This window comes from Halorussus sp. AFM4 (assembly GCF_051194995.1).
GTDB lineage: Archaea > Halobacteriota > Halobacteria > Halobacteriales > Haladaptataceae > Halorussus.
Map to the genome: position 1 here is coordinate 1,260,662 of NZ_JBNTJT010000001.1, position 14,819 is coordinate 1,275,480.

Consider the following 14,819-nt stretch of genomic DNA (forward strand, 5'->3'; position numbering starts at 1 on the left):
CACCGGAAACAGTGCCGGTCGTCGCGCGCGCGACGACCGGGTCAGTCGCCGGTCGCTACTCGACGTCGAGCTCGAACTGCTCGTGCTCGCTCGCGGCGTTCAGCACGACGCTGGTGTTGCTCTCCTTGATGTCGGGGTCGGTGAGCAGGCTCTTGATGCCGCGGTTCATCCCGTCGGTGTCGGTGAACTTCCCGATGGCGATGATGTCGTAGTCGCCGGTGACCTCGTAGACGCTGATCATCTGGTCGTGGTCCCGGAGCGTCTCGGTCACGTCGGGCAGCGCGTTGCCCTCGACCTTGAGCTGGATGACCGCGGTCACGTCGTAGCCCAGCGCGTCGTAGTCGAGCTTGGGGGTGTACCCCTCGATGATGCCCTCGGCCTCGAGGTCCTTGAGGTGGTTCGAGACGGTGGTCACCGAGACGTCGAGCTCCTCCGCGAGGCTCCGGAGGCTGGCCCGCCCGTCGCCGAGGAGTTCGTTCACCAACTTCGCGTCGAGATTTTCGTACGTCATTAGGCTTACCGACGTACCCCACCCTTTAGAATTTTACGAATATCCAATTCTCGGCCGATAGAGGCAGAATTGCGCAGACCAATAACGTTTTAGTCGTTCACGTAGTCCTGAAAGACGACGACAAAAATGACGGATGGACAAATCGCAGCCAGCAAGGAATCGGGGCTGACCGACGCCGAGCAGGACGTACTCGACCGGATCGAGGAGGAGAACGTCGACTTCGTTCGCCTCCAGTTCACCGACATCACCGGGACCGTCAAGAACGTGAGCGTCCCGGCGTCCCAGGTCGAGAAGGCCTTCGAGGAGGGCATCTGGTTCGACGGCTCCTCCATCGAGGGGTTCGTCCGGATCCAGGAGAGCGACATGCGGCTCGAGCCCGACCCCGAGACGTTCGCGGTCCTGCCGTGGCGCTCGAACGGTGACAGCGCGAGCGCCCGGCTGATCTGCGACGTGGTGAACACCGACGGGACGCCGTTCGAGGGCGGCCCCCGCCAGGTCCTCAAGAGCGTGCTCGCGGAGGCCGAGGAGATGGGCTACACCGTCAGCATCGGTCCCGAGCCCGAGTTCTTCCTGTTCGAGAAGGACGAGGAGGGGAAGGCGACCACCACGCCCCACGACTCGGGCGGCTACTTCGACCTCGCGCCGAAGGACCTCGCCTCCGACGTGCGCCGCGAGATCATCTTCACCCTCGAGCAGATGGGCTTCGAGGTCGAGGCGAGCCACCACGAGGTCGCCGACGGCCAGCACGAGATCAACTTCAAGTACGACGACGCGCTCTCGGCCGCCGACAACATCGCCACGTTCCGGGCGGTCGTCCGGGCGGTCGCCGAGCAGAACGACATCCACGCCACGTTCATGCCCAAGCCGATCGGCGAGATCAACGGCTCGGGCATGCACAGCCACATCAGCCTGTTCGACGACTCGGGCAACGCCTTCGCCGACGAGGACGACGAGTTCAACCTGAGCGAGACCGCCTACAAGTTCATGGGCGGCGTCCTCGAACACGCCGAGGCGTTCACCGCGGTCACGAACCCGACGGTCAACTCCTACAAGCGCCTGGTGCCGGGCTACGAGGCGCCGGTGTACGTCGCGTGGAGCGACGTGAACCGCTCGGCGCTCATCCGCGTGCCCGACGCCGCGGGCGCCAGCTCCCGGTTCGAGATCCGGAGCCCCGACCCGTCGTGCAACCCCTACCTCGCGCTGGCCGCGGTCATCAAGGCCGGCCTCGACGGCATCGAGAACGACGCCGACCCCGGCGAGCCCGTCCGCGAGGACATCTACGAGTTCGACGACGAGAAGCGCGAGGAGTACGGCATCACGACCCTGCCCGGCAACCTCGACAGCGCGATCGACGCGCTCGAGGAGGACGAGGTCGTCCGGGAGGCGCTGGGCGACCACGTCACCGAGAAGTTCGTGCAGGCCAAGCGCGCCGACTACGCCGACTACAAGACCCACGTCTCCTCGTGGGAGAAGGAGAAGTACCTCGAGAAGTTCTGAGACCGGGTGACCCGCCGCCTTCGCGACGCGGTCGCGGCCCCTTCTTTCGCCCTCTACTCGTTCTCTTCCGCTCAGGTCGGCGACGCCGACCGGCTTCGCCTCGCGCGCTCGACCAGGCTCGGCAGCAGCAGGATGCCGGCCGGCACCAGCAGGTTCAGCCCGAACACCGCCGCAAGCGACAGGTCGGGCCGGTTGCCGGCGTAGCCGACCAGCCCCAGCGCGCCGAGACCGACGGCCGCCGCGGGGAGCGTGACGGCTCCTCGCGGTCGGGCGTCGAGGGCGCCGAGCGCGGCCCACGCCGCGGCCGCGCCGACGACGCCGGCGAGCGTCGCGACCGAGTCGGGGGTGAGCCCGTTGGTGGCCAGCGCCGCCGCGGTCAGGCCGGCCGCGACCGCGAACGCCCGGGTCGGGTTCCAGTCGGCGATCCGCAGGAGCGCGCCGAGGTAGACCAGCGCGACGACGACGCCGACCGCCACGTCGACCGCGTAGTGGACGCCGATGACCAGCCGGGAGGTCGCGACGACCGCGACGACCGACGCGGCCGCGACCGCCCGCCGGTGGGGACTGCCGCGTTCGAGGACGAGCGCGAGCAGCCCCCACAGCGTCGTCGCGCCGATGGCGTGGCCGCTGGGGAAGCCGTACCCGCCGGCGTGACCGACGTGGAGACCGGCGGGCGGGCGCGGAAGCTCGAACAGCCCCTTCAGGGCGAGCGTCAGCGCGAGCGCGCCGAGCACCGCCGCCAGCGAGAACGCCCCCTCGCGGCGGTCGCCGAACCAGTAGCAGAGCGCGACCGCGGCGAGGAGGAGCCCCGCGTCGCCAAGGTGGGTGATCAGGGCGAACAGCTCGCGGACGAACTCGGGGAGGAAGCGCGCGACGGCGCCGGTGACGCCGAGGCCTCGTGCGGGCATCGGCCGGGGGTTTCCCGGCGACCCGGATATACCCTACGAACGCGGACCGGGGCGGCGGCCGCGACCGGACGTCAGGTCAGCGTGTGCGACCGGAGGCCGCGGTGCGTCCGCCGGGCGGGAGCTCACGACCGGAAGTTGCCGATGCGGTCGCTGATGCGGCTCGGGAGGGTCATCACGCCGACGCCGAAGCCGAGCATCACCATCAGCGCGTAGAGCCCGAGCGTCGAGAGCCAGACCACCGCCATGGCGAAGATGGCCCAGAACTCCCGGAGCCAGTAGAACGCGCCGAGGGTCATCGCGGTGCCGTACAGCAGCACGAGGTACGGGCCCCAGCCGCGGGCGTGGCCCCGGCGCATCCGCTTGCGGACGTACTGCTTGAGCTCGGACTCGACCTCGGGCTTCTCGACCGTCCGCGATTCGATGTCGTCTTCGAACGATTCCACGTCGGCACGCAGCTCCCGGAGCTCGTCGCGGAGCTCCACGATGTCGGGAGCGGATTCGTCGTCACTCATGTATTGGGCGAGTAGCTCCTGTTTGCGTTCGAGGCGCGTCTGCTCGGGTTCCTTGGTCCGCTCGGCGTAGCTGCCGCGCTCGGCGAGCACGATGTTGACGACGCCGCCGAGGAGGATGAGGATGCTCGCGAAGTACAGCCACGTCACCAGCAGCAGCGCGGTGCCGAGGAACTGGGACGGGCTGGTCGAGGAGACACTGGCGTAGATGCGGAAGAGGACCTGGAGCACCGTCCACCCGACCGTCGCCAGCACGGCGCCGGGCAGCGCCTCGCGGACCGAGACGTCGGCGTCGGGGAAGACGACGTACAGCGGGAGGAAGACGGGGACCAGCGCGACCAGCTGGATTATCGTCGCGATCACGCCCACGAACGGGAAGTTCGGGAACAGCGAGGTCGCGGCGCCCGCCAGCACGACGACGACGACGCCGAGGCCGATGGCGGCGAGCACGAGCAGCGCGTCTTTCACCTGGTCGGCGATACCGGTCTTGGGGTCGGTCGCGTAGATGTCCGAGAAGGCCTCGTCGAAGCCCCGGAACACCTTGATGGCGCTCCACAGCAGCACCACCAGCCCGATGACGGTCGTCCCGCCGCTCCCCGTCGGGTTCGTGATGAACTGCCGGAGTTGCTGCTGGCCGGTCGCGGTCAGCAGCCCCGAGGCCCGGTCGACGACCTGGGTCGCGAACTGCTCGCCGGCCACGAACGAGACCACGATGAAGGCCAGCAGCAGCAGCGGAATGAGCGAGACGAACGAGTAGTAGGCGGTGCTGGCCGCCAGGAACGTTATCTCCTGCTCCTTGGCCTCCGTCAGGACCGAGCGACCGACGTCCACGGCGTTTCCGAGACTGGGCACGCGACTCGTTTCGCCAACGAGATACAAATATTCACTGGCATGAGCGCGGGTATCCGGTCGCGAACCGCGCAGTTAGGAGTCTCGTGTCGCCTCCCGGACCTGTCCGACGGTCGCCGGCGTCTTGAAGGTGGTCCCGCCGTAGTGGGTGCGGGAGGCCGGGAACCCCGCCGCCCGGAGGTCGCCGAGGAACTCGTCCATGCCCGGCGCCGCCCGGCCCCACTCCTTGCAGAGCCGGTGCTGGTCGTAGTGGGTCGGCTCGTGGAGCTCGCCCTCGAGCGCGTCCAGCAGGCGCTCGGCACGGGTCGCGGTGCCCATCGACTCGTCGAGTTCGTCGCGGACCGCCGCGACGAAGTCGGCGTCGTGGGCCGGGCCGAGCCACAGCGGGCCGGCGGTCAGGGTGCGCTCGCTGCCGCACTCGGGGCAGGCGTCGAGGGGGTCGGCGATCAGTCCCTCGTCGTGCTCGCGGTAGAGGCAGTCCTCGCAGTGGTAGACGTGACCCAGCTCCTCGACGGCGGCGTTGGCGTCGCTCGCGCTGTGGTCGAGTTCGAGGTACGTCCGGACGTAGTGGTTGGTCGCGTGGGTCAGGATCGGCGTCGCGCCGACGTCGTAGCGGGCGGCGGTCCGGGCCAGCGCCGACAGCAGGATCCGGACGCCCATCTCGGCGTGGTAGTCGGTGTTGCGCGGGACCGCGCTGTACTTCCGCACCCCGCTGTGGAAGTGGGCGCCGCACAGCGGCGCGGTGTCGGTCGCGGTGACGCAGACGAGGTCGCGGGTGTTGGCGAACGCGGCGTCGGCGAACGGAATCGGCGACCCGAACGGGTCGACGTCCACCACGTCGAACACCGAGTCGTGCATGAGCGCGTTGGCGTCGCGCTCGACGACCTCGCCGTCGAGGTCGTTGCGCGCGAGGTTCCGCCGGCAGAGGTCGACGGCGTCCGCGTCGATGTCCGCGAGGGTGACGTCCCAGCCCTCGGCCGCGGCCCGGACCCCGCGGACGCCGCTGGCGGCCATCGCGTCGAGGTACGACTCGGCGCGGGGCTCGCGGTCCCGGTAGGCCCGGAGCGCCGCCACCGTCAGGTCGCGGTTGAGCTCCTGGACCGGGTTGAAGAACACCTCGTCGCCGACGCCCTCGCCCGCCTGCTCGGGGACCTCGACCTCGACCCCGCCTTCGGTGACGCGCATACCGCCACTCGTCGCTCCCGGGCGAAAAGCCAACCGATAGCTCGCCGCCGCGTCGGTCGTCGCCCGCGCGACTGCCGGTCGCCACTGGCACAGCCGTCTCCGGTTAGTCGGACTGGCGGTCCCGCAGCGTGCGCACGCTGCCCCGGCGGTGACCGCGCGAGACGTCCGGCCGGGATTCGTCCCGCCTTAATATTTAAATCCTCGCGGCGGAGACCGCCGCGGCGGGCCGAGAATGCCCGCGGACGGGGCGGCGCCGTCGTCCGACACGACGCCGAGCGCGGGACCGTCGAGTTCCGGCCCGGGGTCCGCCGGGGACGCGACACCGGAACCTGTTTAGGCCAGCCGTCCGAACGCCTCTCGCGTGTCCCCGGCAGACGCCCCGGCGCGCCCGTCGTCGCCCGTCGCCCCCGAGAGGCGGTGGTCGCCGTGAACCCGGTCGAGGAGTGGCAGTCCGACCTCGAAGCGGCGGGCGAGCTCACCCCGGCCGTGACCGACCGCATCCTGTCGGTCCACGACGACCGGGGCGCCCAGGCCATCGAGGCGGTCTCGGAGAGCCGGGTCAAGGAGTACCGGGACTTCACGGTGGTGGTGGGCTACGACGACGAGTACGTGGTGGAGGGCCGGGGCTGCGGCTGCCGGGACAGCGAGTACAACCTCGACCCCGAGGACCCCACCGACCTCTGCTGGCACGTCATCGCGGTCGCCATCGCCCGCCGGGTGGGCGCGGTCGACGACCACGACATGTGGTACTCGGACGTGCGGGACTTCCTGTAGCGCGAGGAGGGGACCGGGACTGCGCCAGCTACTCCCGACAGATCTCCACGAAGTTCCGCAGGATGGTCAGCCCGGTCTCGCCGCTCTTCTCCGGGTGGAACTGGGTGCCGAAGACGGTGCCCGACTCGTCGGCGACGATGGCGGGGAACTCCCGGCCGTAGTCGCTGGTGGCGACGACCGCGTCCTCGTCGTCGGGCACCGCGTAGTAGGAGTGGACGAAGTAGGCGTACTGGCCGTCGACGCCCTCGACGAGCGGGTGGTCTCGCTTCACGCGGAGCTGGTTCCACCCCATGTGGGGCACCTTCTGGCCCTCGGCGAACCGGACGTTGGTGCCCGGGATCAGGTCGAGACCGCGGACGTCGCCCGCGTTCCCCCCGGAGCGGTCCCCGGCGCGCTCGGCCTCCTCGCTCGACGTCAGCAGCATCTGCATCCCCAGGCAGATGCCGAACACCGGCGTCCCGCTCTCGGCGACGTCGAGCAGCGGCTCGCAGTACGGCCCGGCGTTCTCGACGCCCTCGCGGAACGCCCCCACGCCGGGGAGCACGACGCCGTCGGCCGACTCGAACGTCGCGGGGTCGTCGCTGATCTCGACGCTCGCGCCCGCCCGCTCCAGGCCGCGGGTGACGCTCCGGAGGTTGCCCAGTCCGTAGTCGACCACGACGACGGAGGCCGCGCCCTCGCGCTCGTCGGTGCGCACTCGCTGGCTACTCATGAATTGTGCTCGGCGCGGCGCGGGCAAGACGCTTTCCCTTGGGGCAGCATCCCGGGACCCGTCTCTGTCGATAGCCGAGGTCGTCGCGAGCGCCTCGCGAACGACTCGCGTAATCTCCGATCTCAGTGACGTTCTACCGTGTGAACTGGTGAACAATACATAGTAAAAATAGGAAGACTTAACCGACACGTGTATGCAGAGGAAGATGATTCGGTCATGGCAAATCGACGAAAGTTCCTCAAGACGACCGGTGCGATCGGGACGATTGGACTCGCGGGTTGCATGGGCGGCGGTTCCGGCGGGGAGACGACGACCGCCTCGGACACCACCGAGTCGGGCGGGGGCGACACCACGGAGGGCACGGAGACGACCACCGCCGAGAAGATGGACTTCCAGAACGGCGAGATCAACTTCAACGTCTCGCCGAGCGTGGCCCAGGAGCGGCTCCAGGCCCAGTACCAGCCCATCAAGGAGTACCTCAGCAACGAGTTCAGCGTGCCGGCGAAGCTCAAGCTGGCGAACAACTACAGCGCGGTCATCCAGGCGCTGGGCGCCGGCACCTCCGACATGGCCGAGACCGGCCCGTTCGCGGCCGCGCTGGGCGTCGAGGCCGGGAAGGCCGAGATCGCGCTCCAGCGGAAGGGGTACGGGAGCTGGGAGTACAAGAGCATCATCGTCGCGGCCGACGAGGTTGACGTGAGCAGCCTCGACGAGATGAAGACGTACGTCCAGAACAACGACACCACCATCGCGTTCGCCGACCGGCTCTCGGCCAGCGGCTGCCTGTTCCCGCTGTACGACCTGAAGAAGGCCGGCATCTCCATCGGCGACCTCCCCGAGGGCAGCGGCAGCAACGCCGCGTTCACGCCGAACTTCTCGAGCCACACCGGCGCGTACGAGACGCTCAAGAACGGCCAGGCCGACTTCGCCGGGATGGGCGGGTTCGTCCCCGGCCTCCAGGACGACTTCGACAAGCACGCGTCCGTCATCAACGAGCACACCGGCCTGCCCCGCGCGCCCATCGTCGTGAGCCCCCAGCTCGACGAGAAGGAGAAGACCGCGCTGGTCGACGCCTTCACCGGCGCGCCCGACAAGATCTACCTCGGCAAGGACGGCAAGAAGGACACCGACGACGACCTCTGGTTCAACGCCGTCCGGAAGATCGGCGTCGAGGAGTACCAGCCGGTCATCGACGCCGCCAAGGAGCTCGGCGTCGGCACCGACTACTTCGGCAACTGACGTTGCAGAATAAGTAGATAAATAAACCGTTATTCCCGTCTTCCTACCGATGCCAGCAGTCTCACTCGAGAACGTCACCAAGATATACGGGGGAGACACGGTCGCCCTGCGGGACGTCAGCTTCGAGATCCCCGAGGGCGAGTTCGTGGTCCTCCTCGGCCCGTCCGGGGCGGGGAAGTCGACGATGCTCCGGGTGCTCAACGGGCTGACCCAGCCGACGGAGGGAGAGGTCATCATCAACCAGGAGCCGGTCCGCGGCGAGCGCAGCGAGGTCGGGATGGTGTTCCAGATGCACTACCTCATCGAGAGCATGAGCGCCTTCCGGAACGCGCTCACCGGCGCGCTCTCGCGGTCGCACCTCGCGGAGAGCGCGCTCACCATGAACGACGAGGCCGACAAGCGCGCGGCGCTGGAGGCCTTAGAGACGGTGGGGCTCCTCGAGGAGGCGGGCCAGCGCGCCGGCTCGATGAGCGGCGGCCAGAAGCAGCGCGTCGGCATCGCCCGCGCGCTGGTCCAGGACCCCGACCTGCTGCTGGCCGACGAACCGGTGTCGAGCCTCGACCCGAAGGCCGCCAAGGACGTGATGCGGTACATGAAGGAGGCGGCCAAGGAGCGGGGCCTGACGACCATCGCCAGCCTCCACCAGGTCAACATCGCCCGCGAGTTCGGCGACCGGTTCCTCGGGGTCCGTGACGGCGAGCTCATCTTCGACGGCACCCGCGAGGAGCTCACGATGGACGTCGTCGACCGGATCTACTACGGCGAGGAGGCGGCGGCCGACGGGACGACCCACGCGACGACCGCCGCGCCCGCCGACGCCGAGCGGGGCGGCTCGTCGGTCGAGGCCGGGACGGGCGCCGCGCCGGCCGACGGAGGGGACGACGAATGAGCAACTCGCGCATCGACGAGACCCTCCGGCGCCTGGAGCGGCGCCGGCGCGTCCGGCAGCTGCTCGGCGTCGGACTGCTGGCGGTCGTCCTCGCGGCGACGTACTTCGGACTGAACTTCATCGGCTTCGACCCCCAGGAGCTGTGGGCGCAGGTGCCCGAGGAGGTCGAGTTCCTCCGGAGCTTCGTGCCGCCGAACTTCGTCGACTTCACCGTCTACACCCAGCAGAACAACATCACCGGGCTGCGGGCGATCCCGGCCAGCTTCCGGAACTTCGGCCAGCCCATCATCGACAGCCTGACCACCGACAGCTCGTCGCTCGTCCGGCTGAGCCTCGTGACGGTCATCCTCGGGTTCACCGGGACGGTGCTGGGCTTCCCGCTCGCGCTGTTCTTCGGCGTGCTGGGCTCCGAGCAGGTCACGCCGTTCCCGTTCAACTTCATCTTCCGTGGCGTGATGAGCGCCATCCGGGCCATCCCGGCGCTGGTGTGGATCCTCATCTACGTGCCGCTGGCGGGCATCAACGAGGTCAGCGCGGTGCTGGCCATCGCGACCGACACCGTCGGGAACCTCGGCCGGCTGCTGACCGACGAGCTCGAGGAGATCGACGAGGGCCCCATCGAGGCCATCCGGTCGACCGGCGCCTCGCGCCCCCAGGTCATCGGCTTCGGGATGCTGAGCCAGGTCTCGAGCTCCTACGTCGCCTGGACCCTCTACATCCTCGAGATCAACACCCGCATCGCCATCAGCCTCGGCGTCGTCGGCGCCGGCGGCATCGGCCGGTACATCCGGCTGCGCCAGGACCTGTTCAAGTACCAGAAGGCCGCCGCGGGCATCATCATGGTGTTCCTCATCGTCATCACGGTCGAGCTGCTCTCCTCGCGCATCCGGTCGCGGCTCCGGCCCGACGAGCACGAGAGCAAGTCGCTGGTCGACGCCGTCAAGGACCTCGCCGACGGCGGCAAGTGGCTCGGCACCGGCACCGACCGGCGCTGAGCCGCGGCCCGCCGCGGTAGCCGGCGACGCGGTCGCGTTCTCCTTCTCTCCGACGCTGCGCCGGACCGGCGGCCGATTCCGCGGACCCAAACGCTGAAGAGCGCCGAGCGACCCCTGCCGATATGGGTTCCCGAGAGCCGAGCAGGCGCGCGTTCCTCCGCGGCGCCGGCGCGGTCGGCGGGGCGGCAGCGACCGCCGCCCGGACGACGGCGACGGGCGCCGACCCGCCGGCGGCCACCGGGTCCGGTGTCGGTGTGCCCGGGCTCGACACCGACCACCGGGTCCGCTGGACGTTCGAGACCGACGAGCGGGCGACGGTCTACCCGGCGGTCCGCTCGCGCGGGGCGGTCGTCGCGCTCGTCCGGACCGACGCCGATGAGGGGCTGCGGTACGAGCTGTACGCCTTCGAGGCGGGGTCGGGCGAGACCCGCTGGCGGTACCGGTTCGACGACCGGTCGACGTTCCCGAAGGCGGCCGGCGGGACGGTCTACGCCGTGGAGGGCGAACGGTTGCTCGCGCTCGACGCGGCCGACGGCAGCGTCCGCTGGCGGTTCCGGGCCGCGGGCGTCGACCACCGGAACTTCGCGGTCGGCGACCGGGCGGTGTTCGTCGCGGATGGCGCGAGCGTGACCGCCGTCGACGCGGCCGACGGCAGCGAGCGCTGGTCGACCGCGGTCGACGGCGACCGGGTCGGTCGCCCGACGCTCGGCGACGACCGGGTCTACCTCGGCGGCGAGCGGGGGTTCCGCGCGCTCGACAGGGCGACCGGCCGCGAGCGGTGGCGCACGTCGACCCCCGCCGGCGAGCGGACGCTGGCCGCGGGCGTGTGGGAGGACCAGCTGGTCGGGTGGGCCAGCGACGCGGTGTACGGCTTCCGGATCGCCGACGGCAGCGAGCGGTGGCGGACCGCCCACGAGGGCGTCAGACCGTTCGCCGCGACGGGCGCGCTCGCCGGCGACGCGGCCTACGTCTGGGGCCGGTCGCTGGCCGCGGTCGACCTCCGGACCGGCGGGAAGCGCTGGACGTTCGGGTCCGACTCGGGCGGGGGAAGTACCCCCGTCGTCCGCGACGGCAGCGTCTACACGCCGACCGGGAGCGACCTCGTCGCGCTCGACGCCGCCGACGGGAGCGAGCGCTGGCGGACCGACGTCGGGATCGGCCACGCCTACTGGGGCGCCGCGACCGACGGCCTCGTCTACGCCCTCGGCGAGAGCGACGTCGCGGCCGTCGACGCGGCGTCGGGCCGCGAGCGCTGGACGCTCGACTTCGGCGACGAGCGGGGCCTCTGGGCCGACGCCGCGGGCGACCTCGCGCTGGCGGCCACCCGGAGCGGGACGCTGTACGCGGTCGACCGGCCCTCGCCGCTCGCGACCGCGCCGGTCGCGACGGTCGAGCGGTTCGCCGCCTCGCCGGCGGGCCTGGGGCTGCTCGGCCTGCTCGGCGCGGGGCTGCTGGGGGTCGGCTACCGGCGCGCCAGCGCGTCGGCCGGTCGGACTGATCCCGACGCCGACCTCGCGTTCGGCCGCCTCGACAGGCTCGGCGGCGGCCCGGTCACCGAGACGTACCGCAAGCGGGTCCGGACGCCCGACGGCCCGGCGCTGGTCGCCGAGACGCGAGTTCGCGAGGGCGTCGATGCCGAGACCCGCCGGGCGGTCGCGCGGGCTGTCGAGCGGTGGGCCGAGCTATCGGGGCCGGTCGACGGCGTCCTCCCGATCCTGGACTACGGGATCGGCGGAGACGGCGACTACGGCGAGGGCGACCCGGTTCCGTGGTTCGAGACCCCCTTCGCGGCGGGCGGGTCGCTGGCCGACGCGTGGCCGGTCGCCGCCCGCGAGCGCGTCGAGGTCGCCTCGGCGGTGGCCCGGACGCTCCACGCCGCCCACCGCGAGGGCGTCGCGCACGACCGGCTCGCGCCCCGGCACGTCTTCCGCGGCGCGGGCGACGACATTCGTGGCGCGGCGGAGGTAACCAGCGACTCCGTCGTCGCCGGTGGCACCGGAAGCGGAGGAACCGAGGTGTTCGTCGGCGGCTGGTTCCTCGCCGACGCGCTGGCCGGAAGCAGCGACGAGCGCGATCCCTACGCGCCGCCGGAGAGACCGGGAGGGACGGCCGCCGAAGGCTTCGAAGGCGGTGCGCCGGCGGGCGTCACCTGCGACGTCTACCGCGTCGGCGCGCTGGCCTACCACCTGCTCGCTGGCGCGGTGCCCGAGCCGGACCCCGAGCCCGCGAGCGGCCGGAATCCCCGCCTCTCGGCGGACCTCGACGACGTGCTCGCCCGGGCGCTGGCGGCCGACCCGGCCGACCGCCACGAGTCGGCGCTGGCGTTCGACGACGCGTTCCGGTGGGCCGCGCTCGACCGCTAGCGCGTCCGGACCGCGAGGTAGCACGCCGCGACGACGAGGCAGCCGACGCCCGAGAAGAAGGTGGTCGCGCCCCACGCCAGCGGGGCGAGCGACCGGCCGCGCGAGCGCCGGGAGCTCCGGCGGCGGGCGTCGGCGTACACCAGCACGGCGAGCGCCAGCGGCGCGAGCAGGGCCGCGGCGCCGACCGCGAGCGAGTCGACCGTCGGGACGAGCGCGGGAGCGGGTAGGGGCACGGGCCCTGTCTTCCCGCGCACGTCCCATTGTTATGCGCCGATTACCGCCGGAATCAAACAGTTGGCGTTCCAACCGGTCGGCGGTCGAGCCCTCAGTAGTCGCCGAGCTGGGACTGGCCGCCCGAGCCGCCGTCGGCCATCGCCGCGGCCTTGTCGAGGGCGGCGTCGAGGGTCTCCTCCTGGCTGCTGTCGTAGAGGGTCGCCGCGGGGTGGACGCAGATGAGGAGGTCCCGGACCCCGCCGCCTAGCTCGACCTGCTCGACGCCGCCGGCCTCCTTGGTGACCGCGACGTCGCGGTCGAGCAGGTGCTCGCTCGGGACCTTCCCGAGGGTGACGATCACCTCGGGGTCGACCTGCTCGATCTCGCTCTCGAGGTAGGGCCAGCAGTTCTCCAGCTCCTCGGTGGTCGGGTCGCGGTTCTCGGGCGGGCGACACCGCACGCAGTTGGTGATGCGCACGTCCTCGCGGGCCAGTCCCCGGTCGCGCAGCTTCTCGTCGAGGATGGTGCCGCTCCGGCCGACGAACGGCTCGCCCTGCTGGTCCTCCTGCTCGCCCGGCCCCTCGCCGACGAACAGCAGGTCGGCGTCGGCCGGGCCGGTGCCGTTGACGATCTGGCTCCGGCTGTCGACGAGCTCGGGACAGCGCGTGCACTCGGTGACCTCCAGGCCGTCCATTTCTCCCATGCGTGAGGCCACGGGTCGGTGGTATTAAGACTCGGCGGCCTCGGCTCGGCGCGACGGGCGAGCGCGTCCCGGTCGGATCCTCAGCAGCCCGGCGGTTCGACGGGGCGCGACGGCGGCTCGCCGGCCGGCACGCCGAGGAAGACGATGTACGCCGTCGCCGGCTCGGTGTCGCTCGCGTTCGCCACGAGATCGGCGTGCTGTCCGGTGACGGCGGCCGCCTCGCCCGCCGCGTAGGTGCGGGTGACACACCCGTCCCCGAAGGTGACGTCGACCTCGCCCTCGACGACGACGGCGATCGCCGGTCCCCTGTCGACGTGCCAGCCGCTCGTCCCGCCCGGTTCGAGGCGCGCTCTGACGATCACGACACTCGATGCGTCGGGAAGGACCGCCAGTTCCGCGGCGCCGTCCCGGTAGGCGACGCCGTACGCCGCGGCCACGTCGTCGGGGAAGGTCGCGTGCGGCGCGATCACCTCCGCCTCGAACCCCTCCGCCTGGTTGCGTTCGGCCCCGATGCTCTCCGCCCGGCCGGGCCGGGCTCCGTCGTTCTCGGCGCCGTCGGCAGCCGCGACGCCACCGCCCGCCGAGAGCGCGGCACCGGCGCCGAGCGCTTTCAACAGCGGGCGTCGCCCGATTCCGGGGCGGTCGTCGCTCGCTCGGTCCGCGGGTGCCTGTGTCGATGCGTCGTACCGGTCCCGACCGGTCTCCCTGCCGTCGTCCTTTCGTGTTGCCATAGTTCCCCACCCGTTCTCCTTCCGGAGAACTGCTGTCGACCTCGGGAACTCGTTCGTTCCGGGGGTCGCGGTAGTTACGACCCCGCGAAGGAAGTAGCTACCCGGTGACAGGCCGGTAGCCGCTGCCGACCGTGCAGACGCTGCAGGATGTCCAGCCGCTGCACGTGGCCGGACTCACTCGTCGCCACCCCTTCGCAGGTCGTCGCCCGCCCGGGCCGCCAGCCGCGCGACGCGGAGCGGTTCGGGTCGGCCGCCCTCGGGCGTGAAGGCCCGGACCGCGTCGCGGGCCTCGCCGGCGTCGACGCCGACCGAGCGAACGAAGACGGTCTGGTCGTTGACCGACAGTCGCTCTCTCGGCGGCTGGCGCTCGAGGACGTCCGTGCGCCGCTCCAGCGCCTCCCCGTCGAACTCGGCCTCCAGCGCCGCGACCAGCCCCGGGCTCTCCTCGAAGGTGACGGAGACGACGGGCCGGTCGGTCGCCTCGTGGACTCGGTGGAGGTCGACGACGTTGTACCACGCCAGCGCGATGCCGGCGACGAAGACGTACCGCACGTCCTCGCGGTCCAGCGCGGAGAAGAGGTCGGCTATCGCGTCGGTGGCGTCGAGCCCGCCGACGGTGCAGGTCTCGAAGGCGAAACCGTCGGCGACGCGGCTCGCCCGAGTGACGGCGCCCGCGAGCGTGCTACGACGTTCCCGGTAGGACTCGGCGACGCCCAGCGCGCGGACGCCAGGCTTCACGGC

Annotated in this window: 15 protein-coding genes; 6 read left to right on the forward strand and 9 right to left on the reverse strand. The window is 71.2% G+C overall.

The features are described from left to right. Positions 1 to 55 precede the first annotated feature (55 nt). The gene (gene lrp, locus ACQUQF_RS06530) at positions 56 to 511 is read right to left on the reverse strand and encodes an HTH-type transcriptional regulator Lrp (protein WP_435176957.1); all 456 of its coding nucleotides are present in this window, start codon (positions 509 to 511) and stop codon (positions 56 to 58) included. A 126-nt stretch (positions 512 to 637) separates the two neighbouring features. Between lrp and glnA the strand changes: the two genes are divergently transcribed. After that, complete coding sequence (glnA, locus tag ACQUQF_RS06535; protein ID WP_435176959.1) at positions 638 to 2,008, forward strand: type I glutamate--ammonia ligase; 1,371 nt, start codon at positions 638 to 640, stop codon at positions 2,006 to 2,008. Positions 2,009 to 2,079: 71 nt separating this feature from the next. Here the strand turns inward: glnA and ACQUQF_RS06540 are convergent, their stop codons facing one another. The 3 genes from ACQUQF_RS06540 to ACQUQF_RS06550 all read right to left on the reverse strand — a co-directional run bounded on the left by ACQUQF_RS06540 (position 2,080) and on the right by ACQUQF_RS06550 (position 5,459). Beyond that, on the reverse strand, positions 2,080 to 2,916 hold the full coding sequence (locus tag ACQUQF_RS06540) for a phosphatase PAP2 family protein (protein ID WP_435176961.1): 837 nt from the start codon (positions 2,914 to 2,916) through the stop codon (positions 2,080 to 2,082). A gap of 122 nt (positions 2,917 to 3,038) precedes the next feature. Next, on the reverse strand, positions 3,039 to 4,277 hold the full coding sequence (locus ACQUQF_RS06545; protein WP_435176963.1) for a YhjD/YihY/BrkB family envelope integrity protein: 1,239 nt from the start codon (positions 4,275 to 4,277) through the stop codon (positions 3,039 to 3,041). A 72-nt stretch (positions 4,278 to 4,349) separates the two neighbouring features. Further along, entirely contained in the window at positions 4,350 to 5,459 is a 1,110-nt protein-coding gene (locus ACQUQF_RS06550; protein ID WP_435176965.1) for a tRNA (guanine(26)-N(2))-dimethyltransferase, read from the reverse strand. 417 nt (positions 5,460 to 5,876) lie between these two features. Here ACQUQF_RS06550 and ACQUQF_RS06555 point away from each other — a divergent pair, with 417 nt between their 5' ends. Continuing rightward, complete coding sequence (locus ACQUQF_RS06555) at positions 5,877 to 6,233, forward strand: hypothetical protein (protein ID WP_435176967.1); 357 nt, start codon at positions 5,877 to 5,879, stop codon at positions 6,231 to 6,233. Between the two features lie 28 nt (positions 6,234 to 6,261). Here ACQUQF_RS06555 and hisH read toward each other — a convergent pair whose 3' ends face one another. Further along, positions 6,262 to 6,945, reverse strand: coding sequence for an imidazole glycerol phosphate synthase subunit HisH (gene hisH, locus ACQUQF_RS06560; RefSeq protein WP_435176969.1), 684 nt, complete (start codon positions 6,943 to 6,945; stop codon positions 6,262 to 6,264). A gap of 216 nt (positions 6,946 to 7,161) precedes the next feature. Between hisH and ACQUQF_RS06565 the strand changes: the two genes are divergently transcribed. The 4 genes from ACQUQF_RS06565 to ACQUQF_RS06580 all read left to right on the forward strand — a co-directional run bounded on the left by ACQUQF_RS06565 (position 7,162) and on the right by ACQUQF_RS06580 (position 12,431). After that, entirely contained in the window at positions 7,162 to 8,184 is a 1,023-nt protein-coding gene (locus ACQUQF_RS06565; protein WP_435176971.1) for a PhnD/SsuA/transferrin family substrate-binding protein, read from the forward strand. A gap of 49 nt (positions 8,185 to 8,233) precedes the next feature. Further along, positions 8,234 to 9,073, forward strand: a complete 840-nt coding sequence (locus tag ACQUQF_RS06570; protein ID WP_435176973.1) for a phosphonate ABC transporter ATP-binding protein — start codon at positions 8,234 to 8,236, stop codon at positions 9,071 to 9,073. Continuing rightward, entirely contained in the window at positions 9,070 to 10,068 is a 999-nt protein-coding gene (gene phnE / locus ACQUQF_RS06575) for a phosphonate ABC transporter, permease protein PhnE (RefSeq protein ID WP_435176975.1), read from the forward strand. The genes ACQUQF_RS06570 and phnE overlap by 4 nt, the downstream gene beginning before the upstream one ends. A gap of 122 nt (positions 10,069 to 10,190) precedes the next feature. After that, the gene (locus ACQUQF_RS06580) at positions 10,191 to 12,431 is read left to right on the forward strand and encodes a PQQ-binding-like beta-propeller repeat protein (RefSeq protein WP_435176977.1); all 2,241 of its coding nucleotides are present in this window, start codon (positions 10,191 to 10,193) and stop codon (positions 12,429 to 12,431) included. Here ACQUQF_RS06580 and ACQUQF_RS06585 read toward each other — a convergent pair. From ACQUQF_RS06585 to ACQUQF_RS06600, 4 genes are all read right to left on the reverse strand, one after another. Then, positions 12,428 to 12,664 (reverse strand): hypothetical protein, encoded by a 237-nt coding sequence (locus ACQUQF_RS06585; RefSeq protein WP_435176979.1) that lies wholly within the window; start codon positions 12,662 to 12,664, stop codon positions 12,428 to 12,430. The two genes, ACQUQF_RS06580 and ACQUQF_RS06585, sit on opposite strands and share 4 nt — an antisense overlap. A 92-nt stretch (positions 12,665 to 12,756) precedes the next feature. Further along, positions 12,757 to 13,347, reverse strand: coding sequence for a uracil-DNA glycosylase (locus ACQUQF_RS06590; protein ID WP_435176981.1), 591 nt, complete (start codon positions 13,345 to 13,347; stop codon positions 12,757 to 12,759). Between the two features lie 80 nt (positions 13,348 to 13,427). After that, positions 13,428 to 14,078 carry a cupin domain-containing protein gene (locus ACQUQF_RS06595; protein WP_435176983.1) on the reverse strand — a complete coding sequence of 217 codons (651 nt, stop codon included), beginning with the start codon at positions 14,076 to 14,078 and terminating at the stop codon, positions 13,428 to 13,430. A 174-nt stretch (positions 14,079 to 14,252) separates the two neighbouring features. Further along, positions 14,253 to 14,816: a DUF99 family protein gene (locus tag ACQUQF_RS06600; protein ID WP_435176985.1), complete on the reverse strand. Its 564-nt coding sequence runs from the start codon at positions 14,814 to 14,816 to the stop codon at positions 14,253 to 14,255. Between the last annotated feature and the right edge of the window lie 3 nt (positions 14,817 to 14,819).